Origin of the sequence: Leptotrichia wadei, from assembly GCF_007990445.1 — a bacterium.
GTDB lineage: Bacteria > Fusobacteriota > Fusobacteriia > Fusobacteriales > Leptotrichiaceae > Leptotrichia > Leptotrichia wadei_A.
In genome coordinates this window covers 1,136,761-1,161,045 of sequence record NZ_AP019841.1, presented here as the reverse complement: position 1 = coordinate 1,161,045, position 24,285 = coordinate 1,136,761, and the positions used below count along the sequence as shown (strand labels likewise).

25 protein-coding genes are annotated in these 24,285 nt (G+C 27.2%); 2 read left to right on the top strand and 23 right to left on the bottom strand.

Translation table 11 applies throughout. From position 1 onward, the window contains the following. Positions 1-87: 87 nt before the first annotated feature. The 14 genes from FVE74_RS05540 to hisB all read right to left on the bottom strand — a co-directional run bounded on the left by FVE74_RS05540 (position 88) and on the right by hisB (position 14,592). Positions 88-591, bottom strand: coding sequence for a polymer-forming cytoskeletal protein (locus tag FVE74_RS05540; RefSeq protein WP_147003600.1), 504 nt, complete (start codon positions 589-591; stop codon positions 88-90). Positions 592-792: 201 nt separating this feature from the next. Further along, complete coding sequence (locus FVE74_RS05535; protein ID WP_147003599.1) at positions 793-1,641, bottom strand: hypothetical protein; 849 nt, start codon at positions 1,639-1,641, stop codon at positions 793-795. Between the two features lie 25 nt (positions 1,642-1,666). Next, the gene (locus FVE74_RS05530; RefSeq protein ID WP_232054092.1) at positions 1,667-3,190 is read right to left on the bottom strand and encodes an NAD(P)H-hydrate dehydratase; all 1,524 of its coding nucleotides are present in this window, start codon (positions 3,188-3,190) and stop codon (positions 1,667-1,669) included. A gap of 24 nt (positions 3,191-3,214) precedes the next feature. Continuing rightward, positions 3,215-4,066, bottom strand: coding sequence for a histidinol-phosphatase HisJ (gene hisJ / locus FVE74_RS05525; RefSeq protein WP_147003598.1), 852 nt, complete (start codon positions 4,064-4,066; stop codon positions 3,215-3,217). A 24-nt stretch (positions 4,067-4,090) separates the two neighbouring features. Further along, complete coding sequence (gene hisIE / locus FVE74_RS05520; RefSeq protein ID WP_147003597.1) at positions 4,091-4,744, bottom strand: bifunctional phosphoribosyl-AMP cyclohydrolase/phosphoribosyl-ATP diphosphatase HisIE; 654 nt, start codon at positions 4,742-4,744, stop codon at positions 4,091-4,093. Between the two features lie 56 nt (positions 4,745-4,800). Then, positions 4,801-5,556, bottom strand: a complete 756-nt coding sequence (gene hisF / locus FVE74_RS05515; RefSeq protein ID WP_147003596.1) for an imidazole glycerol phosphate synthase subunit HisF — start codon at positions 5,554-5,556, stop codon at positions 4,801-4,803. A gap of 72 nt (positions 5,557-5,628) precedes the next feature. Next, positions 5,629-6,345, bottom strand: coding sequence for a 1-(5-phosphoribosyl)-5-[(5-phosphoribosylamino)methylideneamino]imidazole-4-carboxamide isomerase (hisA, locus tag FVE74_RS05510; protein WP_147003595.1), 717 nt, complete (start codon positions 6,343-6,345; stop codon positions 5,629-5,631). 138 nt (positions 6,346-6,483) lie between these two features. Further along, the gene (locus FVE74_RS05505; protein WP_147003594.1) at positions 6,484-7,338 is read right to left on the bottom strand and encodes a hypothetical protein; all 855 of its coding nucleotides are present in this window, start codon (positions 7,336-7,338) and stop codon (positions 6,484-6,486) included. A 72-nt stretch (positions 7,339-7,410) separates the two neighbouring features. After that, positions 7,411-8,046 carry an imidazole glycerol phosphate synthase subunit HisH gene (hisH, locus tag FVE74_RS05500; RefSeq protein WP_147003593.1) on the bottom strand — a complete coding sequence of 212 codons (636 nt, stop codon included), beginning with the start codon at positions 8,044-8,046 and terminating at the stop codon, positions 7,411-7,413. 225 nt (positions 8,047-8,271) lie between these two features. Further along, a complete protein-coding gene (locus tag FVE74_RS05495) occupies positions 8,272-9,921 on the bottom strand; it encodes an AAA family ATPase (RefSeq protein ID WP_147003592.1) in 1,650 nt (549 codons plus the stop codon). A 67-nt stretch (positions 9,922-9,988) separates the two neighbouring features. Beyond that, complete coding sequence (locus FVE74_RS05490; RefSeq protein WP_147003591.1) at positions 9,989-12,307, bottom strand: phospholipase D-like domain-containing protein; 2,319 nt, start codon at positions 12,305-12,307, stop codon at positions 9,989-9,991. Between the two features lie 45 nt (positions 12,308-12,352). Continuing rightward, positions 12,353-13,165, bottom strand: a complete 813-nt coding sequence (locus FVE74_RS05485; protein ID WP_147003590.1) for a hypothetical protein — start codon at positions 13,163-13,165, stop codon at positions 12,353-12,355. Further along, positions 13,165-13,860, bottom strand: coding sequence for a DNA alkylation repair protein (locus FVE74_RS05480; RefSeq protein ID WP_147003589.1), 696 nt, complete (start codon positions 13,858-13,860; stop codon positions 13,165-13,167). Before FVE74_RS05480 ends, FVE74_RS05485 begins: the two co-directional genes overlap by 1 nt. A 141-nt stretch (positions 13,861-14,001) precedes the next feature. After that, positions 14,002-14,592, bottom strand: a complete 591-nt coding sequence (gene hisB, locus FVE74_RS05475) for an imidazoleglycerol-phosphate dehydratase HisB (RefSeq protein WP_147003588.1) — start codon at positions 14,590-14,592, stop codon at positions 14,002-14,004. A 167-nt stretch (positions 14,593-14,759) separates the two neighbouring features. Here hisB and FVE74_RS05470 point away from each other — a divergent pair, with 167 nt between their 5' ends. Next, positions 14,760-15,155, top strand: coding sequence for a hypothetical protein (locus tag FVE74_RS05470; RefSeq protein ID WP_147003587.1), 396 nt, complete (start codon positions 14,760-14,762; stop codon positions 15,153-15,155). Positions 15,156-15,224: 69 nt separating this feature from the next. On the opposite strand, the gene hisC is transcribed toward FVE74_RS05470, so the two are convergent. From hisC to FVE74_RS05425, 9 genes are all read right to left on the bottom strand, one after another. Further along, positions 15,225-16,298 carry a histidinol-phosphate transaminase gene (gene hisC, locus FVE74_RS05465; protein WP_147003586.1) on the bottom strand — a complete coding sequence of 358 codons (1,074 nt, stop codon included), beginning with the start codon at positions 16,296-16,298 and terminating at the stop codon, positions 15,225-15,227. A gap of 64 nt (positions 16,299-16,362) precedes the next feature. Further along, entirely contained in the window at positions 16,363-17,091 is a 729-nt protein-coding gene (locus FVE74_RS05460; RefSeq protein ID WP_147003585.1) for a hypothetical protein, read from the bottom strand. A gap of 139 nt (positions 17,092-17,230) precedes the next feature. Continuing rightward, a complete protein-coding gene (gene hisD / locus FVE74_RS05455; RefSeq protein ID WP_147003584.1) occupies positions 17,231-18,511 on the bottom strand; it encodes a histidinol dehydrogenase in 1,281 nt (426 codons plus the stop codon). A gap of 86 nt (positions 18,512-18,597) precedes the next feature. Then, a complete protein-coding gene (hisG, locus tag FVE74_RS05450; protein WP_147003583.1) occupies positions 18,598-19,215 on the bottom strand; it encodes an ATP phosphoribosyltransferase in 618 nt (205 codons plus the stop codon). Continuing rightward, positions 19,193-20,368, bottom strand: coding sequence for an ATP phosphoribosyltransferase regulatory subunit (locus FVE74_RS05445; protein ID WP_147003582.1), 1,176 nt, complete (start codon positions 20,366-20,368; stop codon positions 19,193-19,195). The genes hisG and FVE74_RS05445 overlap by 23 nt, the downstream gene beginning before the upstream one ends. 169 nt (positions 20,369-20,537) lie before the next feature. Next, on the bottom strand, positions 20,538-21,062 hold the full coding sequence (locus FVE74_RS05440) for an NUDIX domain-containing protein (protein ID WP_232054106.1): 525 nt from the start codon (positions 21,060-21,062) through the stop codon (positions 20,538-20,540). Positions 21,063-21,095: 33 nt separating this feature from the next. Then, entirely contained in the window at positions 21,096-21,281 is a 186-nt protein-coding gene (locus FVE74_RS05435) for a hypothetical protein (protein WP_147003580.1), read from the bottom strand. Between the two features lie 283 nt (positions 21,282-21,564). After that, positions 21,565-22,422, bottom strand: a complete 858-nt coding sequence (locus FVE74_RS05430; protein WP_147003579.1) for a YlmH/Sll1252 family protein — start codon at positions 22,420-22,422, stop codon at positions 21,565-21,567. A 416-nt stretch (positions 22,423-22,838) separates the two neighbouring features. Further along, on the bottom strand, positions 22,839-23,294 hold the full coding sequence (locus FVE74_RS05425) for a YkvA family protein (protein ID WP_147003578.1): 456 nt from the start codon (positions 23,292-23,294) through the stop codon (positions 22,839-22,841). 229 nt (positions 23,295-23,523) lie between these two features. On the opposite strand from FVE74_RS05425, the gene FVE74_RS05420 reads away from it, so the two are divergent. Continuing rightward, the gene (locus FVE74_RS05420) at positions 23,524-24,015 is read left to right on the top strand and encodes a hypothetical protein (RefSeq protein ID WP_147003577.1); all 492 of its coding nucleotides are present in this window, start codon (positions 23,524-23,526) and stop codon (positions 24,013-24,015) included. Positions 24,016-24,285 lie beyond the last annotated feature (270 nt).

Here is a 24,285-nt window from a genome sequence, read left to right as displayed (position 1 = left end):
CAATGCTGAAAATTAATACAAAAAAAATAGTTATAGACTTAATCAAATCTATAACTATTCCTTTAATTAATTTTTATTTTTAAACTTTTACAGTTCCTTCCTGTTCTTTCCATTAGCATCTGCTTTTGGTTTTTCTTCAATTTTTTTATCTTCTTTTTTACCTTTATTTTCTTCTTCCTTTATAAGAGCAATCTTTATTTTTTTTCTTCCTTCAAACAATCCACCCTCTTGAATTACAAACACAGCCGATGTTATTGTAGCATAAACCTTTCCTGTATTTCCAATTTCAACTTTATCTGCCACAATTTCTCCTGAAACTTCTCCATCTACAACAACTGTTTCAGCAGTAATATTCCCTTTCACTTGCCCAGTTTTTCCAACATGAACAAGTTTATTTCCTTTAATATCACCATTTAACACACCTTCCATATTAAATACAGAATTTGTTTCAATAGTTCCTGTTATTGTTGTTTCCATTGAAATTGTACTAGTTCCATGTGTATTTTCATCACTATCTGCTGAAAATTGTCCGTTAAATCCTGTGTTTTCTCTTTTTTCCTTCGCTTTTTTGTCACTAGAAAATAATGCCATTTTTCTTTCCTTCTTCCTTCTTTTATTAAGTCAAATATATGTTATAGTATACTACATTTGCTTTGATTTTTCAAATGTTTTTTTAATAATTTATGTTTAGATATGTTATTATAGTTCTATTTATTTTGTTTTTTTCTTTATTTAATTTTATATTAGTAAAAATATAATTTTAATTTGTCGTATCTTAGTAAAAACTGCTATTTATTTTTTAAAAAATCGGCTATAACTAGCCAAATTAAATTTTTCAATATTATCCATAAATTCATCAAAACTATTTGCAACTTTTACCAATTCAAATGAAAAAAGTACCATATCATCTGCAAAATAAACACCTTTATCAATTTTATTAAGAAAAAATAAATTTGAAAAAGATCCGTTATCATCATAATCATTATCCAAATATAAATCATTCCAAACACAAACATAGTTTTGTAAAAAATGTCTTTCATATTGAACATTCAATAAATTTTCCAAGCTGACAAGTCTGTACAGTAAAATTTTTTGATAAAATAAATTTTCAGATTTTTCTTTCAGATTTTTCATTTTTTCCCAAGTTGTTCCAGCATACTCTTTAATAATTTCACGATATTCTTCAACTTCTTTCAAAGAAAAAGTTTTTAAAATTTGAGAAATCTCTAGTTTTAATCTATTCATAAAATCTATAACTTTTTTATCCCCTTTATCAATTTTTTCATTAAATATTTCTCTATATATTTTATCAAATATCTCTTTAGATTTTTTTATTTTTTCAAAATCAATAAAATTATCAAAACTTTTCTCTGAATCTTTTAAACGAATAATTCCAAACAAAGTTAAAAAAATTCTTTCAACAAAGCTGTACTCTCCATCATAAAGAAAATCATCAGAAAAATCCATACTCAAAAATGAAGTTTTTACATTGTCTTTAAACAAAATAACTTCATATTCTCGCAATAGTTTTTCATATTTAGTTGGAAACATTTCAAAAAATTTAGAATTAAAATAATCACTCTCGCATTCTCGTTTTCTGCTATTCTCAAAATCAATAATATTGTAAATATTACTTCTCATTAAGTTTCTCACCTTAAATATTAAATTACACTTCAAAAATTTCTTTCATACATTCTGAAATATTTTCAATAACATGACTTGCATTCACAATATACTGTTTCTCTATAAGTTCATCAGCTATTTTACCATGCAAATATGCCCCTATACAAGCAGATTCTGCTGACCCATATTTTTGTCCCGCCAATGAACAAATTATGCCAGTCAAGCAATCTCCCATTCCTCCATTTGCCATACGGGAATTTCCTGTACTATTCACAAAAAGAGTTTTCCCATTTGTAATAATTGTATTTTTCCCCTTTAAAAGTAAAGTTATTTCATATTTTTGAGCAAAATCTTTTACTATTTTAAATTTATTCTTATTAATTTCTTCTGGAGAAAATCCTGATAATCTTGAAAATTCAACTAAATGTGGGGTTAATACACTTCTATTTTTTATTTTTTTAAAAAGTTCTCTATTTTCAGACAATAAATTCAAAGCATCTGCATCCAGCACAAGTTTTATCACATTTCCTTTATTATTTTTCTCAATACTGATTAGTTTTTCAAATATTTTCAATGCCTTCTGACTTTTCCCAATTCCAGGCCCAATAGCAATCACATCACTATTTAGGATTTCATTCTCTAGTTTTTCAAAATTTTCTTCTATGTTTTCAAAATTTATCGGAAAACTCATAGCTTCAGGAACAAATACGTTAAGTGAAAAATTATTTTTATCAGTAATTACAGTAGTAAGTCCAGCTCCGCTTCTCACACACGATTTTGCTACAATATTCCCAGCACCATAAAATCCACTACTTCCAGCAAAAATTAATACTTTTCCAAAATCTCCCTTATGAGAATTTTCATCTCTTTTTATATGAAAACCTTCTATTATTTCAGATGTCAAGTAATATTCACTGACAATATGATCAATATTATTTTTATTCAATCCAATATTTTCAATAATCACTGTTCCTAAATATTCTTTTATATCTGATTTTAAAAAGCCTTTTTTGTATGTGACAAAGGAAATGGTAACATCAGCTTTAACAGATACTCCCATTATTTCTCCAGTATCGCCATTAATTCCAGATGGAATATCAATCGCATAAACTTTTTTATTTTTAGAATATTCATTTATCTTCAAAATAATATCTTTATAAATGCCTTTTATTTCTGAATTTAACCCTGTTCCAAAAATCCCTTCAACAACAACATCACATTCTAAAAGCAGCTTATCCAATTCTTCCAACTTATAAAAAATTTCAATTCCTGAATTTTTACAAATTTCATAATTTACAAAACAGTCATTGCTCATATTTTCATCACTAATACAAAAAATTTTAACATTCTTATCTTTTGAAAATAACTGCCGTGCAATCGCATATCCATCGCCTCCATTATTTCCCTTTCCACAAATAATAAGAAAATTATCTTCATTCTTTCCAATATGCCTTGTAAATGAAATCGCTGCATTTTCCATAAGCACAATACTCGGTATTCTCAATTCATTAATCGCATAACTGTCAATTTTTCTTGTAGTTTCGTTTCCACCTAATAACATTTTCATCACCCCATTATGTCCTGTTATTTTTTAAATATCAAAATCCTGAAACTTTCCATCTTTTAATATTTTAACACTTTTAAATCCAATTTTTCGTATAATTTCCAAACTCTCATCAAAATAAAAATCAATGTTTTGAGTTTCATGTGCATCAGAAGAAATAGTAATTGGAATATGTTTAGTTAAAATTCTTTCAAGTATAAAAGAACTTGGATAAGGTGTCTGAGTCCATCCACGTGACATTCCTCCTGTATTAATTTCAACAATTGCTTCAGATTTAGCAATTTCATCTAACACATATTCAACTTTATTTTTATACCATTCATCACTTTCATCAAAATATTTAAAATCTCTATTAAATTTTTTTACCAAATCCAAATGCCCAATAATATCAGGATTTTGAGTACGTAGCATTTCCACAATATTATCAAAATATGCTTCAATAAATGCCTTTTCATCTCCATTTGCATAATTTTTTATTCCGTATTCTAAAATTTCAGGTGTATTATCAACACAGTAATATTCATCTTTTTCTTTATCCTTTATATAATGGACCGATCCAATTCTAAAATCAAGTCCTAAATTTTCATCAAGTTTTGGATTAAATCCCGAATAGAAATCAGCCTCAATACCAACATAAACTTGAATCCTGTCTTTATATTTCTCTTTCAAATTTTTTAATTCTTTCAAATATTCTAATGTACCTTTTTCAGACATACAATATTCCGTATCAAATTTTGTAAAAGAATGCCCTGAAAGGCCAACACTTGTAAATCCTTTCTCTATTGCTGTTAGAATATAATCTTCAGCATTGTTTTTACCATCGCAATAAAATGTATGAGCATGAAGATTTGATGGGAAAATTATTTTTTTAGTTTGCATTTTTATCAGCTCCTTTAATTATTTTTACTTTTCACCACCCATTTTTTCCTGTTTAACTTTATGATCAACAACATGTCTTTTAGCCAGTTCATCTTTCACATCTTGAATAGTAAGCCCTTGCTCAATCATTAAAACCAAAGTGTGATAATATAAATCTGCAATTTCATATCTCAATTCATCATTATCATTATTTTTAGCCCCAATTATAACTTCCGTACATTCTTCTCCAACTTTTTTCAAAATTTTATCAAGTCCTTTTTCAAACAAATAAGTCGTATAAGATTTTTCATTTGGATTAATTTTTCTATCTTTTATCAATTCATAAAGTTTTTCAGGCGTAAAACTGCTATAATCTTCTGCTTCAAACAACGAGTTAAAAAAGCAGCTCTCAGCACCAGTATGGCAAGCAGGCCCATCTTTTTTTACTTCCACAAGTAAAGCATCCGCATCACAATCATATTTTACCGAAACAACATGCTGATAATTCCCCGAAGTTTCCCCTTTTAGCCAAAGTTCTTGTCTACTTCTGCTAAAAAAACAAGTTTTCTTATCTCTTAAAGTTATTTCAAGACTTTCTTTATTCATATACGCAAGTGTCAGTACTTCTTTTGTATAATAATCCTGTATTATCGCAGGAACAAGCCCCTTTTCATCAAATTTCATTTGTTCTATATTCATTTTTACCTCTTTTCTAAAATTATTTATTTTAATATTTTAATTTTTCTCATTAAATGTCAAATTCTCATCTCAACACCATTACTCTTCAAATACTTTTTCAAGTCCATAATTTCCACTTCCTTAAAGTGAAAAATCGAAGCCGCAAGTCCCGCATCAATTCCTGGAATTTTAAATAAATCTCTAAAATGCTCCATATTTCCAGCTCCACCTGATGCAACTATTGGAATTGACAATTTTTTTGATAAAATTTCAAGTAATTCTAAGTCAAATCCATTTTTAACTCCGTCTGTGTCAATACTGTTTACAACAACTTCTCCAGCACCATTTTCCTGACCATTTACAAACCATTCTATCGCATCAATTCCAGTATTTTCTCTTCCACCTTTTGCAAAAACTTTGAATTTCCCATCAACTCGTTTTACATCAACTGACAAAACTACACATTGATCTCCATATTTTTTCGCAGCCTCTTCAATTAATTTTGGATTTCTTATTGCCCCAGAATTTACGCTCACTTTATCAGCTCCAGCTTTCAAAACTCTATCAAAATCATCCAGCGTATTTATTCCACCGCCAACAGTAAGCGGAATAAAAATTTGACTTGCCACTTTTTTCAAAATATCTGTAAACAAGCCTCTTTCCTCAACCGAAGCCGTAATATCATAAAAAACAAGCTCATCAGCTCCAGATTTATTGTAAAATTTAGCAAGCTCAACTGGACTGTCAACTTCTTTTATCCCAGTAAAGTTCACACCTTTCACCACTTTTCCATTTCTCACATCAAGACATGGAATTATTCTTTTTGCAAGCATTCTTATACCTACTTTCTTTGTTAAATTTATTTATTTAGCTTATTATAAATTTTCATACATAACTAAAAAATGTTATTTACTAATTTCTAAAACTTCCTTCAAATCAAGATTTCCCGAATAAATCGCCTTTCCTACAATTGCTCCATAAATATGATTTTTGTTAAGCTCTTTAATCTCATCCAAAAAAGTGATTCCACCTGAAGCAATAATATCTGAATTAACTACTTTCGACAATTTTCTATAAATTTCAAGATTTGTTCCGCTTAACATTCCATCTTTTGAAATATCAGTATAAATTATTGTTTTCACACCTATATTCGATAATTTTTTGCAAAATTCAACCGAGTTCAATTCTACAGTTTCAGTCCATCCTTTAACCGCAACTTTTTCATCTTTCGCATCTACAGAAACTGCAATTTTATCGCCATATTTTTTTACCATTTCCTTCAAAAATTCTTCATTTTCAACGGCAATCGTTCCTAAAATAACACGGTTTACTCCCAATTCAATATATTTTTTTATTCTTTCTTCATCACGGATTCCACCACCAACTTGAACAAAAAAATCACTTTTTTCAACCAATTCTTTTATGACCTCATAATTTTTTGTATTCCCATCTTTTGCCCCATCCAAATCCACAATATGAAGATTTTTTGAATTATTTTTATTAAAAAAGTCCAAAACTTCAACAGGATTTTTAAAAAATACTTCCACTTGGTTATAATCCCCTTGTTTCAATCTAACTGCCTGTCCGTTATGTAAATCTATCGCTGGAAAAATTTCTATCATTATTATTTTCTCCTTTTATTTTTAAAATTTTTTATCATTTGTTAACTTTGAAATTTTTAACAATAATATTTAAGATAAAAATTCTTTTATTGAATTTTTATGTTGTTACTTTTACAATGATTATTTATTTTTAAAATATCAATCAAACATATTTATTTTTTTTAAATTTTCTTCAAACAATTTTTTATTATTATAGAAATCATTTTTATTTGCCCTTGCCAACTCTGATTTTATAAACCAATTCTGATATTTACTATAATCTAATATTTCTTTATCAGGCTTATTTTTTCCTTCAAAATTTTTATAATAAAAATCAATTGCATCCTGTGTACGATTCTCATTTAAATAGAAACTTATTGCAAACCATCCCATTGTTAATTTATACGCCCAAGCCTGTTCATCAGAAATATGTGACTCTTCTGTTTTTTTCTTATCATCACACATTTTCATAATAGAATTTAAGCTTGCAAGTGCTGCTTTTTCATCTGTTTGCATAACATTCCAAATTGCATCCTCTCCTATTGTATATGTTACAGCAATTCTAGTAATCAAATAATCTGGATATTTTTCTTTAAGTATTTCATAATTTTTATTGTAAGAATCAAAATCTCCCTTATTGGAATAATACATATTTGAAAAAAACAATTTCGACACTTCATAAGGATTATATTTTTCATATCGTTTTAAATTATTTAATTTCTCTGCATCACTTTTTCCAAGTACATTATAAATATTTATCAAGTTTTCTGACAGAACAAAATTCTTCTCATTCTTTTTCAACAATTCTTCAATCTTTAATGCCAATTTTTTTACTTTTTCTCTGTCAGGTTCGCTCACTACATTAGGTATTTCCTTATCCAATTCTATTGTTTTTAATATTATTTCCTGAGAAACTCCTAATTTTGATAAATCCTGACTTATCATCTCGCTTCGACTTTTCGCATTCAAATTCACTATTGCAAAAATACTCATCAATAATATTATCTTCTTCATAAATACCTCTTTCTCAATTAATCAAAACCAATTAAAAATGATAAATTAAGTAAAATAATCACAATGTTATTTTTACTTTGCTAATTCACCCCAATTTTTCAATAATTTCAATCCAGTATCTCCAGATTTTTCAGGATGAAACTGCATTCCATAAACATTTTTATTTTTTACAATTCCAGGAATTTTTGTTCCATATTCTGAATATGCAACAATATTTTTCATATCCGTTTTTGCAAAATATGAATGTACATAATACACATATTCTTCATTTTCAACATTCACATTTTTCAAAATTTTATCATTTCTAAATTCATCATTTATTTTCAAGTTGTTCCATCCCATATGAGGTATTTTCAAATCAGAATTTTTTAGAATATATTTTTTTATTTCCTCAACACTTCCATTTATAAGTCCAAGTCCTTCAAATTCACCGTATTCATAACTTTTCTCAAAAAGCATTTGCATTCCAAGGCAAATTCCTAAAAAAGGCTTTCCATTTTTTGCTTCATCTATCAAAATATCTTTTAACCCATATTTTTCAAGATTAGAAACAGCATCTCTAAAAGCCCCCACTCCTGGCAAAATTATCCCTTTCGCACTTTTAATCTCTTCAACATCATTAGTCAGTTTTGTATCAAGTCCAACATAATTTAATGAAGATAGCAAAGAGAAAAGATTACCCACTCCATAATCAATAACTGCGATCATAGTTTAAACTTCCTTTCTTTATACTTTTATTTTATTTTATTTTTTTGATAAATTTAAATCTTTTTACTTACTTAAATTATATCAAAAAAAATATATTGTTGCAATTAAGAAAAATTTTTTCATAAATAAAAAAGGCCCCATTTTTTATGAGACCTTTTTTGCTCCCCTGCCAAGGAACATAATTTTACATTATTTTTTATACAATGTCAACTATTCAAAAAAATTTTAGTTTTTCACAACTTTATATTTCACTTTAACTCTTTTTCCAAAAAATGCCATTCCAATATGTACAATTTCTTTTACTCCACATTCCTTTAATAAAACAGGATATTTTTTATTTTCAATTTGACTCAATGCTTCCTCTGCTCTTTTTTCAATCTCTTCTTCAGTTTTAGAAACTTTAAATTCAAATATATATCCAACATCTCTTTTATTTATTGGATTTAAAGCTAAATCATTTCTTCCATAGCCAGTTTCATTATTCGATAAAACTGTGTACTCATTATCAAGATACAACATCATTCCTAAAATAAAAGTATGATATGGTTTTTCTGTTTTAGAAGTATCGTGATAACTCATTGACACTAAAAATATTTCATTTAAAAGTTCTTCAAATCTGTCAAAATCGAAGTTTTTAAATGCTTTTATCATTTCTCTAAATCTGCTAAAACCTCCTAAATTTTGAACAAACATATCTTTAAAAAATGTTTTAACTTCATAATTTGGCAATTTTAAAGCATATTCATTCATAGCAATTTTTTCTTCAACAGTCAAATACCCTCCAAAAAGTAATAACTGCCAAACTTCTTGTGGATCTTTCAATCTATCCATATTCGATGAAGCCATTACCATTTGCTCTGTTGTTCCATTATTGAATAAATCTTTTAATTCGTCAAATAAATCTTTATCAGCATTTTCTATTGCTGAATGAATAAGCCTGTTATCTGATGTATTTATCCAATAAACGTTTATTTCTTTTTCATCGAGATAGTTAATTATACTCCACGGATTATAAATTTGAATATTCCCAAACTTATAGCCGTTATACCATTTTCTCACTTTTTCAATATTTTGCTCTAATCCATAATATTCCAAGGCATTTTTCACTTCTGTTTCAATCAATCCAAAACTTTCTGCATATTTATTATTCAAAACCGTATAAGTTTTCAAATTATTCAATCCAGAAAAAATCCCTTCCTTTGCTACCCTAAGTATCCCAGTCACAACTGCAAATTGTAAATATTCATTATCTTTCAATGTATTTGAATAAAAACTTTTAAAAAATCTTCGAGACTTTTCATAATATCCTTCGTTCCAGGCACTTGTCATTGGAGTGTCATATTCATCTATTAAAATTATAACTTTTTTTTCGTAATATTCATACAGATATCTTGATAAATTCTTTAATGAATTTTCCCAATCTGCATTATTTTTTTTGAGCCATATATTTTCAAATTCAACTAAATCTCTTTTTTTTAAATTGCTAGAAATATATTCAAAATTATCGTACAAATTAGAAATGAGATTCTTAATATTAAAAAAACTATCCTCCCAATTTTCTGCCTCGGCATTTCTTAGGCTTATAAGAATTACAGGATTTTGTCCTTGATTTTCCATATACTCACTTTTTGAAATATACAAATTATCAAATAATTTTCTATTTTCCTCTGCATTTCTAACATCAAAAAAATAATTTAACATAGACAAATTTAAAGTTTTTCCAAATCTTCTGGGCCTTGTAAAAAGTTTAACTTTTGATAAATCTTCCAGCAAATCTTCTATGAACTTTGTTTTATCGACATAATATCCGTTTTCTTGTATAATTTCCTTAAAATCAGAATTTCCAATTGCTAGTCCTTTTTTCTTTTTTTTCATAATTAATCCCTACTTTCCCTTTAATTACTTAAATTATATCAAAAAAAATTTGACATTACAATGAAAATCAATTCTCACTTTTCTTTTTCTTAAAAAAATCTAGAATCGTCTTCTTATGCTCCAATTCCTTGGGCAACGGCACTCCTATCCAATCATGAAACTCCTTTATTTTAATTTCGATAATATCTGAAGAATTATTGTCATTTTTACATTTTTGTGATAATGCATTTAAATATTTTGTTGACGGAAGAATTTTTGTACCAAATCTATTGCTTTGTCCTTCTTCACTATCTAAACTTTTTAATTTAAATAAATATACACCTTTTTCTTTTTGTATTTTAAAATCTTGATGATTATATTCGTATAATTTTCTCCATAAAGACTGATTATTTTCTACAGTGTCATCATATCTAGTTTCAGGAAACCAAGCAGGAATTTCGATTTGAGCAATTTCAAAATATTCCTTAAAAATTTCACGAGACCAATAAAGGAAATCTATCAATCCTGTAGAAGAGTGTAGAGAATAATTTTTCCAGCTTAAATTATCATCTGTCAACTTTTCTGCAAATCGAATAACAAAATCTTGGAAAAGAGTATCATTAATAATTTCAAACACTTCTGTATATGCTTTTACAGATTTTTTCTTAAGTTTCGTATCAAAAACTTTATCATTTTTCACATAGTATGATCTTCTTTGTGACCGTTGTGGCAACGAATATTCCAAAGCATTTGTTGTTCCAATGAAACAAGGCGTAAAATCAAAATTTGAAGTAGAAAGATTTGAAACATTTACAATCAAGTTGTTTCCTCTATCTTTGTTTGAAAAAAATTCTTCGTCAATTTCATCAATTAAAATTGGAGCTACATTATTTTCATTCATCCATAGTTGAATTTGTGTTATCGTATCTGCTTTTTTTGTTCTTCCAGTCGGAATAATGTTATTGTACAAAATAGGCTTTGATTTAGAAAGGCCCAGCATTTTTTGTAAAATCTGCAATAAATTACTTTTTCCTGAACCAGCAGTTCCTCCGATAAATAGAAATTGTGGAACATCTAATTTTTCCGAATCAGATTCCAGTTTAAACCTAATATCCTGAAGAAAAGGCGAAGTGAATGCATACAAAATTATCTCAACAATTCTTGAACCATAATTATCGTTATAGTCAATTACATACTTTCTATAGTTCTCAATCAATTTCACAATACTTTCAATAGAAGTTTTTATTTCTTCTTTTCCAGCTTTTTGCCCAAACGGTTTCGTGTTTCCATTTTCTTCAATATATAATCCCGAACGTCCAAATCCACGATCAGTATCTTTTGAAAATAACAATTCTCTTTCAGAAGTCGCTTGATTTAATTTTGGAGCAATTTTAATTTCCAATTTAGGTTTTATCTTTTTCGCAAATGTTTCAGGCGTCACAACCATACTTTCTTTCTTTTTAGCCTGTCGTGAAATAGTATTAATCGACAATTCATAAGCAAATTTTTCAACTTCAAGTTCCTCTTTTTTCTCATTCTCAATTATTTTCTGTTTCTCATCAATCGTTTTAATTTCCTCAATTATCGGCAAAGCAACACTATCTTCTTCCTTAACAATTACCTCATTAAATTCTTTAACAATATCTTTCGAAATATCTATTTGCAATTTGGAATTTTCATCTTGTGTAAATCTCACAGAAAATTTCTCTTCCTTTTTTTCATCATTATTCTCATCTAAAACTTTAATTTTACTTTTCGCCTTTTTTCTTATAGCTTTCGTAATAAAATCAGTACAAGTTAAAGTAATTTCGTTAAAATATTCTTCAAACTGGTTAAATAATGGGGAATTATCAAAAATGACAATGTTTTCAAATTGGTTCCTTTTGTTTGAAAAAGCCTGAAATGAAAGATTAGCCGATCCAAAAATCAATCTCGTCTCCGAATCATTTTTCAAAAGATAAAATTTACTATGAATTGTCGAACTTATTGGCACTCTCAATTTCCACTTTTCTTCCACAATACTTTCTTGATTCTCCCTTGAAAGATTCTCAAAAAAACGGATTTGTTTCTTTTTAATAATCGCCTTTTGACTCTCAATCAAATTCTTGGTTTCATTTTTCAAAGCCTTCAATCCTCTAACTTGGACATCTACATCTTGTATCCCGATAACCAAATCAACACTTTTAAACGGAGTTAGGTATTTATTCAAAAAACTTTCGTCAGCTGAAAAAGTGACAGCCTTTATCTCATAAAACCTATTACTATCGAAAATCTCTTCAATTTCTAAATCAACTCTTTCACCATTTAAAATAGTAAAGAGTGTATTTTTAACTTTTATAGCTTCAGTTTTTTCAATATTTTCATTTTCAAATAAAGTTAAAGATTCAGATTCTAACTCTTTTTCCATTTTTTCTCCTTGTCTATTGCATAATCTTTTTTACTAGTATTCGTTTTATTTCCCAAATTTCAATATTTTGTCTTTTATATATTTTTCTTCTTTATATCTATCGCTTTTTTTTATATTATTTATAATATCCTCAAAGTATTCGTTCTGTTTTTTTGTTATTTCAAAAAGTTTTCCAAAATAAATTTTCTCATCTTTTTTATTTTCCAATTCAGAATAAAATAATGCTTCATCTTCCCTAAATTTTAACCATTTTTCTTGAAAATTTTCTAAATTGCTATAATAATGTCTAGGATAGCATCCATAACCAATCGTTCCACCATAATTTATATATTCATCTCCCATTAAATCATGTAATTCAGTATACTTATCATTCATTTTTTTATTCTCTGTTTCATATTCTTCTTTTGACTTTCTCAATTGATCAAAAGATAAACTTTTTTTGTTTTTTAATTTTATAGCTAACTCCATTAATTTTTTTATTGTCTTATTATCTTCTTCTCTATAAAATTCATACAAATTCGTATTAAAGCCATATTTTATTTCTAAATCATCAAGAAAAGAAATATTGTTTTTCCAAACAGCATCCCAACTTTCATTATTTTTTTCTAATAATTCGCTACTTTTTTCAGGAAAATTATCAATTATAAATTTTTTTAAGCCAGACCTTTTTGAATTTTCTTCATACCTATTTTGATATTTAGTAGTCGTATCATTGTTATAAATATCAATTTTTTTTATTTCTTCTAATTTTTCTAGTACATACTTTTTAAAATCATTTTCAGAATTTGTATTTGTAAATGAATTTATTGAACACAACAAAGAAATCAATCCTATAAACATAACTTTTGTGATTTTCATTAAATTAATTCTCCTTCTTTCTTTCTTTTCAATCCCTTCAAATACCCCTTCTTGTCTTCCAAAATCCTCAAACTTTCTCGGGCCTTCTGTATCGTCTTATTATGCACCCAAACATCCAATCTATTATTTTCTAAATAAATCACCGCATAATCCCACTGTTTCGCAAGTGCAGTTGCAAAAAACCAAGCAACTACCATTTTCACATAATACTCCTCAGAATGAATATTCGCTACCATTTCCAAATATTCCTTTTTAAAGTCTTCATCCAAAAAATGCGTCATCAACATTTCTACACCAAACCTGCAAGTATAAGTTTTATCCGATTGAGACCATTCCTTTATTTTTTCAATCAGTTCTTTTTTATGCTTTTTAAAAATTTTTGGAGAAATCGTATCACAAACCGCCCAATTATCAATAAATGGCAAAAAATTATCAAGCAATTCAATGCAGTTCTCAAAATCTTTGTTCTCTGAAATAATTGCTCCATGCAACAAATTCTCATCGTAATATTTATGTGGCAACTCCTTCAAAAAATCTTCATATTCATTATTCTTTACCAATTTTTTAGCCAATTTTCTTATTTCAGGAATTCTCACTCCGATAATTGTATCCTCCGATACATTTGGCGTCAATTTACTTAAAAATTTCATGTATTCTTTATCTTGACGTGAAAATAATTCTTTTTGTATTTTCATTTTAACCCCTCCTATTCAAGTTTTCCTTATTATCCATTTTTTCATTTGTTACTTTTGCTTTTATCAGTGTATTATTAAAATTCTCATCACTATCATTACATCACTATTTTCAAAATCATTTGAAACTGTTAATAAATTTGATTAAACCAAAACTCCCTTAGTCGAAGGAATCTCATCCCTATATTTCTCATCAATACTCACTGCTTCTGCCAAGGCCCTAGCAACTCCTTTAAAAATTGACTCAATTATATGATGTGAATTTTTCCCTGCCATATTCTTTATATGCAACGTTGCATTCAAATGCCGTGTAAATCCAATAAAAAACTCTTCCACCAATTCAGTATCAAAAGTTCCTACTTTTTCAGTCGGAATATTTACATCAAAATTCAAAAAATATCTCCCACTCAAATCAACTGCAACCAATGTTAACGCCTCATCCATTGGCAAAAGAAAGTTCCCATATCTCTTAACACCTTTTAAATCTCCCAAAGCCTCATAAAAACATTTTCCAAGCGCAATCCCAATATCTTCTGTACTGTGATGATCATCAACTTGTGTATCTCCATCACAATAAACCTTCAAGTCAAATCTTCCATGTTTTGCAAACAAGTCAAGCATGTGATCCAAAAAACCAACTCCTGTACTATTTTCATATTTCCCAGTCCCATCAATATTCAATTCAATTTTTATTTTTGTTTCAAATGTATTTCTTTCAATTTTAGATTTTCTCATAACTTTATCCTTTCATTGCAAATTTATTTATAAATAGTATAATCTATTTTTTTATCTTTTTCAAGATTAACAAAAAATAAGAAATTTATTTTGACATATTAATTAAAAATTATGGTATAATTTAGTGAGTAATTTAATGTATTCTATAAAATATAGGAGGTGAAAATATGCTTTACGATGAAGCTAAAAATGTACTTTATGCTGAAGAAAGAGCTGAATTTTTTATAAGAAAATTAGGTTTTGATTTTGATAAAATTGATAAAAATGAAATAATTTTTCTTCTAAATAAAGAATTCGAAAGAGCAATTACAGAAAGAGAAAGCAAATTTTATGATAGTTCCGAATGTCTACGTGTATTGTGTGGATATTTGTATTGCTTAGGCGATGTTTCGGATATTCCATTATTAGAAAAAATAAAATATGGTATTGATATGAATGTTGGAACTATGATTGATAGCGAATGGATTGATAGTTTGGAAAATGGTGGGATAGAAGATAAATATACTCAGACAAGAAAAGAAATTATAAAAGGTTTTGTAGATTATTACGAAAGCTGGCTCTGATCTAATCAGTATTCTGACAAGGGGAATTACCCCCTTGCATATTCAGTTTATTTTTAATTTACATTATTTTTACAGCAAATCTTCCAATTTCTCAATAAAAATTCCCATTTCCTCATCCGTACCAATTGTAACCCTCAAATAATTATCAATCCTGTCTTTTGCAAAATATCTAACCAAAATTCCATTATCTTTTAGCTGTTTATACAAATCTCCTGCAAAAATTTTATTATGAGAAATAAAAATAAAATTAGCACTTGAATTTAGCACTTTAAATTCCAATTCTTTCAATTTTTTTACAGTTTTTTTCCGTGTTTCAATAATTTTAGCGTTAATTTTTATGAAATAATCATCATCTTTAAATGACTCAATTCCAGCTTCAATTGAAATTTTGTCAATCGTATATGAATTAAACGAAAATTTTAGCCTGTTAAGCCCTTCTATTGTATTTTCCGAACCAATCGCATATCCCAGACGCATTCCTGCAAATGAACGAGATTTTGAAAATGTCTGCACAACAAAAACATTATCATATTTATTCACCAATTTCACAGCACTTTCCGCACCAAAATCAACATAAGCCTCATCTACAACAATAAGTTGATTAGGATTTTTTTCTGCAATTTTTTCAATTTCTTCCAATTTTAATGCAATCGAAGTCGGTGCATTTGGATTTGTAATAATTATATGTCCATCAAGTCCAAAATATTTTTCAATTTCAATTTCAAAATTTTCATTTAAAGGAACCTTTATTTCTTTTAAATCAAATAAATCTGCATAAACAGGGTAAAAGCTGTAAGTTATATCAGGATAATAAACTTTGTCTCCTTTATTAAAAAAAGTCATAAAAATAAGTGCTAGTACTTCATCTGAACCATTTCCCACAAAAATTTGCTCTTTTGTAATTCTTTCATCAATTTTTTTCGAAAAATATTCAGCAATCACTTTTCTAAGTTCTGAAACATCTGGATCTGGATATAGTTTCAAATCTTCCAAATTCATAGACTTTATTTTTTCTATAACTTTTTCTGACGGTGGATAAGGATTTTCATTTGTATTAAGTTTAATATATTTTTTGTCTTTCGGCTGCTCTCCAGGAACATAAGGCTCTATTTCCTTTATTTTATCATTCCAAAATTTGCTCATTTTACAATTTCTCCCTCTTTATTTTTTTCTTTACTTTATCTATTATTTCAGATAAATTTCCTTATTAATCGTCAATGTCATTTTTCATACTTTCAAAACTATCTTCCAAATTTTTTAATGTCTCATTTATCAAATCATTATAATCAAAATTTACTTGCCATTTTCCATCAACTTTTTCAATTTCCATTTCTGTAGTACTTTCACTATAATCGGAATCCTTTATTTCTTCTTTTATTTTATTTTCAAGATATTCATAAAATTTATCAATTTTTGCTTTACTAACTTTTTCAAAATGGTCCAATTCCTTATCGGTAATACCAGATTTTTTTAATGCTTCTTCAATAATTTCATCAGTGTCAATATCATTTATATCTTTATATTTAATTGATATACTAACTTTAGCTTTATTTTTACTCAAAAATGAAATTTCCTTGATAGAAATGTCCATTTTATCAAGTGTATCAAAACCATTTTGTGATATAATTCCAGTAAGTCTGCTTAAAAATTCTTTAAATATTTGCCGTTGATTTTTTGGAGAATTTTGTACTATGTTGTCCATTAATGCGTCCATGTATTTATTGTAAAGTTCTTTTGCCTTTCCTATTATAACTTTTTTTCCTTCGTTGTTATATCTTGAAATAATCTTATCATTAATAATTTTATCAATCTCTTTGCTATCTCTATCCGCTTCACTTTGAGAAATTTTAACCCCATTTTTCACATAAACTTCATAGTTTTGCTGAGCCATTCCAAGTGTTCCTAAAATAAATAGTCCCAAAAATATTTTTTTCATTTTTAAAATTTTTCCTTTCTAATCTAACCTAAATCTAATCAAAGCCAATATAATTTATTATTAAATTATCGCTAATATCTTTTCTAAATTTAAATTTAGATAATAAATTATGTAATTATTTATTTTTTTACAATTAATTTTATTTCTCAAATCTTTTAGAAACCGAACGAGCATGTGCTGTAAGTCCTTCATTTTCAGCAAATTTAATTACTTTGTCTTTGACTTCTTCTAATCCTTGTTTAGAATAATAAATAAACGAAGATTTTTTAATGAAGTCATCTACTGATAAAGGTGATGAAAATTTAGCTGTTCCACTTGTTGGTAATGTGTGATTTGGACCTGCCAAATAATCTCCAATTGGTTCAGGTGTATTATGTCCCATAAAGATTGAACCTGCGTTTTTTATTCTTGGCAATAATTCAAAAGGGTTATCTACTGCTAATTCCAAATGTTCTGGTGCTATAAAATTACTTACCAAAACTGCTTCATCCATATTTTCTACAATTATAATTCTACCTTGAGTTTCAATTGAAGTTCTGGCAATTTCTTCTCTAGGTAATTCCTTTAGTTGTTTTTCTACTTCTACTGCTACCTCATCTGCTAATTTTTGTGATGTTGTAACCAATATACTAGCTGCTAATTTATCGTGTTCTGCTTGTGATAATAAATCTGCCGCTGTATGAACTGGATCTGCACTTTCATCAGCAATAATTAATACTTCGCTTGGCCCAGCTATCATATCAATTGAAACTTCTCCGTAAACCATTTTCTTAGCCATTGCAACGTAAATATTTCCTGGTCCACCAATTTTATAAACTTTTGGAACAGTTTCTGTACCATAACTAAGAGCAGCTATTGATTGAGCTCCACCTACTTTAAAGATTCTATCAACTCCAGAAATTTTAGCAGCAACTAAAAGAGACGGCAAAATTGTTCCATCTTTTGTTGGAGGTGTCACCATTACAATTTCCTTACATCCAGCAATTTTTGCTGGAACTGCATTCATCAAAACAGTTGATGGATATGCAGCTGTTCCCCCTGGAACATAAAGTCCAACTTTTTCAATAGGATTAACCACTTGCCCCAAAACTACTCCATTTTCCTGTCGTATTAAAAAATCATTTCTAACTTGCTTTTCGTGAAATTTTTTAATATTATCGTGAGAATATTGAATAACTTCCAGCAATTCCTTATCAATCGTATCAAAAGCCTTTTTAATTTCTTCTTCTGTAACTTCCAAATTTTCTAGTTTCACTCCATCAAATTTTTCAGTATATTCAATCAAAGCCTTATCTCCTCTTGCTCTAACATCTTTCAAGATGTTTTCCACAGTTTCATTCACATCATCATAAGAAAACTGGCTTCTAGCAAGTTCCTTTTCCAAATCAACATCTTTTGAATATTTTATAGTTTTAATCATAATAGATCACTCCATTTCATTTTTTATTTTAAAAACATAAATTTTTTAAATTGTACTATAGTAAATAGAAATAACACTAACTATTTTTATAAAATTTCTTTTATACTTTTAACAATTTTTTCTATTTCTTCATTTTTAAATCTATAGCTTGACTTATTAGCAATAAATCTAGCACTTATATCTTCAATAGTTTTCAATACTTTCAAGTTATTTTCCTTTAAAGTTGTTCCAGTTTCAACAATATCCATAATTACATCAGAAAGTCCTAAAATTGGTGCTATTTCAATAGAACCATTTAGTTTTATAAGTTCCACATCTCTATTAATTGAATCAAAATATCTTTTTGAAACATTTAAATATTTTGTCGCTACCACCAATGGTTTATCAAAATTTTCCTTAAAATTCACAGGCCCAGCAATCGCAAATTTACATTTACCAAATCCCAAATCCATTAACTCATAAATATCAGGATTTTCCTCAAGCAGAACATCTCTTCCTACAACTCCAATATCTGCACTCCCCTTTTCAACATAAACCCCAACATCTGACGGTTTTACCAAAAGAAACCTAACATTTTTTTCTCGATTTTCAAAAATCAGTTTCCTATTATCTTCCTTTATTTCTGAACTTTCATAACCTATTTTTTCAAATAAATCATATACTTTATTCCCTAATCTTCCTTTAGGAAGAGCAATATTTATCATAAAAGCTCCTTTCATTCTTTACATTTTCATTAATTAAATTTCCATTTTTAAATAAATATTTTTCATCATAATTAAAAATTTCGCTATCATTTTCTTTGAAATTTTCAATATTTTCGGTTCTCACTCTAAGTCCTTTTTCTTGAAAATCATTTACAATTTCTACCAATTTTTCAAAATCACTATTATCATAAGCAATCAATATTTCAAAATCATTTTTATCTTCATCTTTATAATAACCCTTCAAACTATCAGTTAAAATCGCAAATCCAACTGCTCCTGTGTCAACTCCAAATTTTTCAAATAATTTATCATATCTTCCACCAGTCAAAATCACATTTGGAAATCCTTCAATGTATCCTTGCAAAATAATTCCATTATAGTAATTTAAATTTTTTATGATAGAAAAATCAAATACAATTTTTGATTTTTTATGAAATTTAAACAGTAAATTATTTAATTGTTTAAGTTCAAGCAAAATTTTCTTTATATCATCATTCACTTCATATTTCAAAAGTTCTTTTTCAATATCCTCTAAATCTCCAGATAATTCAGGAATTTTATAAATCAATTGTTTCACATTTTCAGAAATAAATTTATTATTTTCCAATATCTTTCTTATATCATGACTATTTTTCTTATTTATACAATCAAAAATTTCTTCCTTTACTTCATATTCCAAATTAAGATTATCAAAAATCGAAGAAATAAATCGAGCATGTGACAAAGTAATCATACTTTTTTCATTTATAATATCCAAACTCTTTATTGCAAGATCCACAATTTCAAAATCCAAAAATGTAGATTCTTTCCCAATCAGCTCAATCCCTAACTGTTCATCTTCCTCATATCCAACATATTTTGTCAGATTATATGTATTTTCCTGATAATAAATTTTACTATATTTCAAAGACTGATCCTTAGAAATTTTCTTAGCGACTGACAATGTAATATCGGGCCTTAACGCTAATAACTTCCCATTTGGACTCATCACAGTCAAAACATTTCTATCAATAAAATCCTTGTTTTCATTATACAAATCATATTCCTCAAAACTAGGAAGTGAAATCCTTTTATACCCATACGAATCATACATTTTACGTATATCCAACAATATTAAGTCTTTCTTGCTCAAATTTTTTATATAATTTTTCACAATCTACCTCACTTTCCACATGCATTATTTTTTATTTTATTATTTTATCTTGTTATATAATTATCTTACCATATAATCGCAAAAAAAGGAAGTTTTTATGTATTTATTTACTTTGATTGAATTTTATTTCTGAACAAATCTAATAAAAACTAATTCAAAAATTTACAATTTATAAATACCTATAATATCTTTTAAATTCCTCACTAGCCTCATCTTCAGCCAGTAAAAAGCATTCCAATTCAGCTTCCTGTCTCTCTCTTTTTTCATCTAACAAAAGCTTATACCGAAAATCAATATGAATATGTTCACCCTCATTTTTCAAAGGATTTTCAGGAATCTCAATCACATTAACATCAATTAGCCCAAAGTTCTTCATCTTCTTATCAATCACAGCACTAAATCCCGTTTCTTCAAAAAACTCACGAATAGCCGTATCCAAAGGCATCTCTTCATTTTCCACATGCCCCGCTGGCAACAAAATTGTTTTTAAATAAGGATGTCTTATAAAATAGCATTTTTCATTTTTAAAAACTGCCGCACTTGCTGACAAATGCACCTTTGACTTCCTATTTGTCAAATTTTTTGCTTCCGCCTTTAACAATATTTCCAAAATACTTTCAATTTTTTCAGTTAATTCAGGCTCATATTCTATCAAGCTCATCACATGATTTTTCAAAAAATTTATATTTTCCATCTTCAATTTAAAATTCCCTTCCTATAAATTTTTTCAATATCTGTCATTAAATTTTTGATAAATAAACAATATTAAAGTAATCGAAATTATCCATATCGCAACGGATAAAAATATTCTAAGTGCCAATTTCAGCAACGCAATCACAGCCACAATCCCAATCGCTATTCCCAAACATTTTATTAATATTTCTAAATTATTTTTTGGTGTTACATCTTTCATTTTTTTACCTTCTTTCTTATTTATTTTTTTATTTTAGACTATAGACAAATATAATCTCAATTATTTTGAAGTTATATTATTTATTTTATACTCAAATCCATTTAAAATAGAACTGATAAAAATTATATAAATCTATAGTCATAATTTTTGAGTTCAGTTTTAAGTCAGTTTTACTATATAAAAATTTAAATTTAATTTCCTCTAAAATTTTTACTCTACAAATAATTTAATTTTTTGGAATAAAATAGAATAATTTCCAATATATTATATTTTAAATAAAAAATCAAATATATTTTTTTACAAGTATCCGTTCCTTCCCCTTCCTAGTTTCCCCTTTATCCAAAAACAATTTATATTTCCCAAACCCTCTAATTGTAATTAAACTCCCAATTTCAAGCAATTTAGATTTATCTTTTTCTTCCACATAATCAACAAAAACTTTTCCCTTTTCAATCGGATCAATCACTTTTGTACGAGATAAATTTGTGATTGTCGAAACTATACTATCTAACCGCTTTGATGGAACTGTAATTAATTTATCATCATATCTATACTTAGGAAGATCGTTTTTATTTTTAACATCCACAATCTCAATTTCACAAGCCACCTTCCCAATCTGCTTCAACTCTGAAACAATATAATCTGAAATTTTTTCAGAAACTGGAATATATCCACAAATCCATTTCTTTTTATCATTTTCAAGAATCAAATCCCCCATAAGTTCTCTTCTTACATTGAGCCCCATGAGACTTCCCAAAAAATCTTTATGCAAATACTCTCGAAATCTTGAATCTATTGATATTTTTAACAATTTATTTGGAAATTGAAGTTCATTTCGATTAATTCTAAAATTTTCAAAGTCACTCTCATTATTCTCAAATCCAAAATTATTATTACCATCTACAAAACCATCAGGAACAAATGCAATCTGTCTTCTATCACTATCCTCAAAAACTCCATCACAAATAATATTCACTCCTCCAAATTTCTTCCCTAATTTCTTCCAAAAATTCGGTGTATAAAATTCTTCTGTAAAACTAATAATTTCATAATCTTGTGCAATTTCATAATAATTATATAATTTACTAGCCAAATATTCCTGCTCTTTCGGAAATTGTTTTAAAAAGTTTTCTTTTTTCATTTGTTATTTGTTGTTCCCTTTCCTTAATTTTATTTATATGTTAATTTTTATATTTTTTCATTTGTTATTTTCTATTGTATAAGTTATTATATATTAATAGTAACAATATGATTAATGAAGTGGTTTATTTGTATATAATAATTAATAATAATATAATAATATAAATAAATAATAACGTCCGATAATTTTATTTTAAATAAATAATTTTAAAAAATAATAACATTAATCAATTATTGTATTTTCTTTCCCCACTCCGCTTCTCGCCGCTTTATCTCCATTTTTTTCAACTTACTTCTAATTAACTCAAACAAAAACATTACTACTTTATACTTTTTTCTTTTTTATGTGTTATTTTATTAATGTATTAATGGAAACTTTCTCTCATTTTTATTTAATATTTTTATCAATTTCTTCTCTTATGATAAAAAAATTTTTGAAAAATATTTCTTTTCATTATTAATCTTATCTTCACTAACAACTCTCAGGTTATCCCAATCAGTATTTTCACTTTTTTCTTCTTCCTTTTGCATTTGCATTTCAAATTTTTCATATTCAGAAATTAAGTTGCCTAATTTAGAAATCACATAAACTACGACACCAATATCATCACCAAATCCAATAATTGGCAAAATATCAGGCACTGCATCAATTGTTGAAATAACATAAATAATTGCTCCCACAATTTTTACCTTATCCATTGTTGGAATCTTAAATTCTTCTCTTCTATCTGATTTCACCATTCTCACAAGAAGTTCAAATTTCGTTGCAACTGCTCCCAAATTATTTTTCAATTTTCCAGCTTTTTTCAGATCTTCTGCTGTAATTTTTATTTTTTTATATTTTTCATATAATTTTTTTGCATTTTTTAACATAATTTTCTCCTTTCACATACATTTAGAATACTTTATTTGGTTAATTATACTAAAAAAATCTTTTTTATTCAATTATATTGGCTTATTATTATCAAAGTAAAAAAAATTTAAAACTTCACAAAAAAGACACAAATTTTACATAATTTTGTCAAAATTTATTGATATTATATTCTTGTCGATAAGGAAAGGACATAAAAAATAAAATTACAAATAAATTGGAGGAATTATTATGAAGAAAATAGGAAAAAAGAAAATTTTAGGAATCGCTTTATTAACATCATTATCAATCTTTGCAGGTACAACAGCAAATAATATTACCAGAACAGCACCTACAACAAATAACACAGTAAATGATGAATGTAGACCGCCACATAAATTGCAAAAAGATTCAAATGGAAATCTTGTAGATGAAAATGGAAATATTATAAAAAAACCTGACCCAGCTAAAATTGAAGAATTAAAGGCAAAATTAAACAATGGAAAAATTACAAAGGCTGAAGGAGCTGAAATTGCAAAAATGCTAGATAGAAGAGGCCCTCACAAGCCAAATGATAAATGTAAGCCAAAAGATGCCCCAAAAAGATTGACTGACACAGAAATTCAATCATTAACAGATTCATTAAATAGCGGAAAAGTTACAAAAGATGAAGCAACTAAATTAATAGAAATGTTAAATCATAGACCTAAAGGACCTAGACCTGATAATGCACCTTTAAATTAAAAAGTTAATTACTCTAACATGATCATACTAAACTAATTAATGCTAACAAATATATAATCTTTGATATTCACAACTTAAATGGCAGTTCTATATTAACTCTCTCTACTGCTATTTAAGTTCAAAAATGGCAATCTTGTAAATTAAGAAAATAGGAACTATAATTTATTAAGACTGTCATTTTTTCTTTTATTATTAATTATTTTTACATTTTTTTCACTTCTGTCTATCTGATCTACTGTGATCTTTTTATTTATTATATGAAAATCAGCA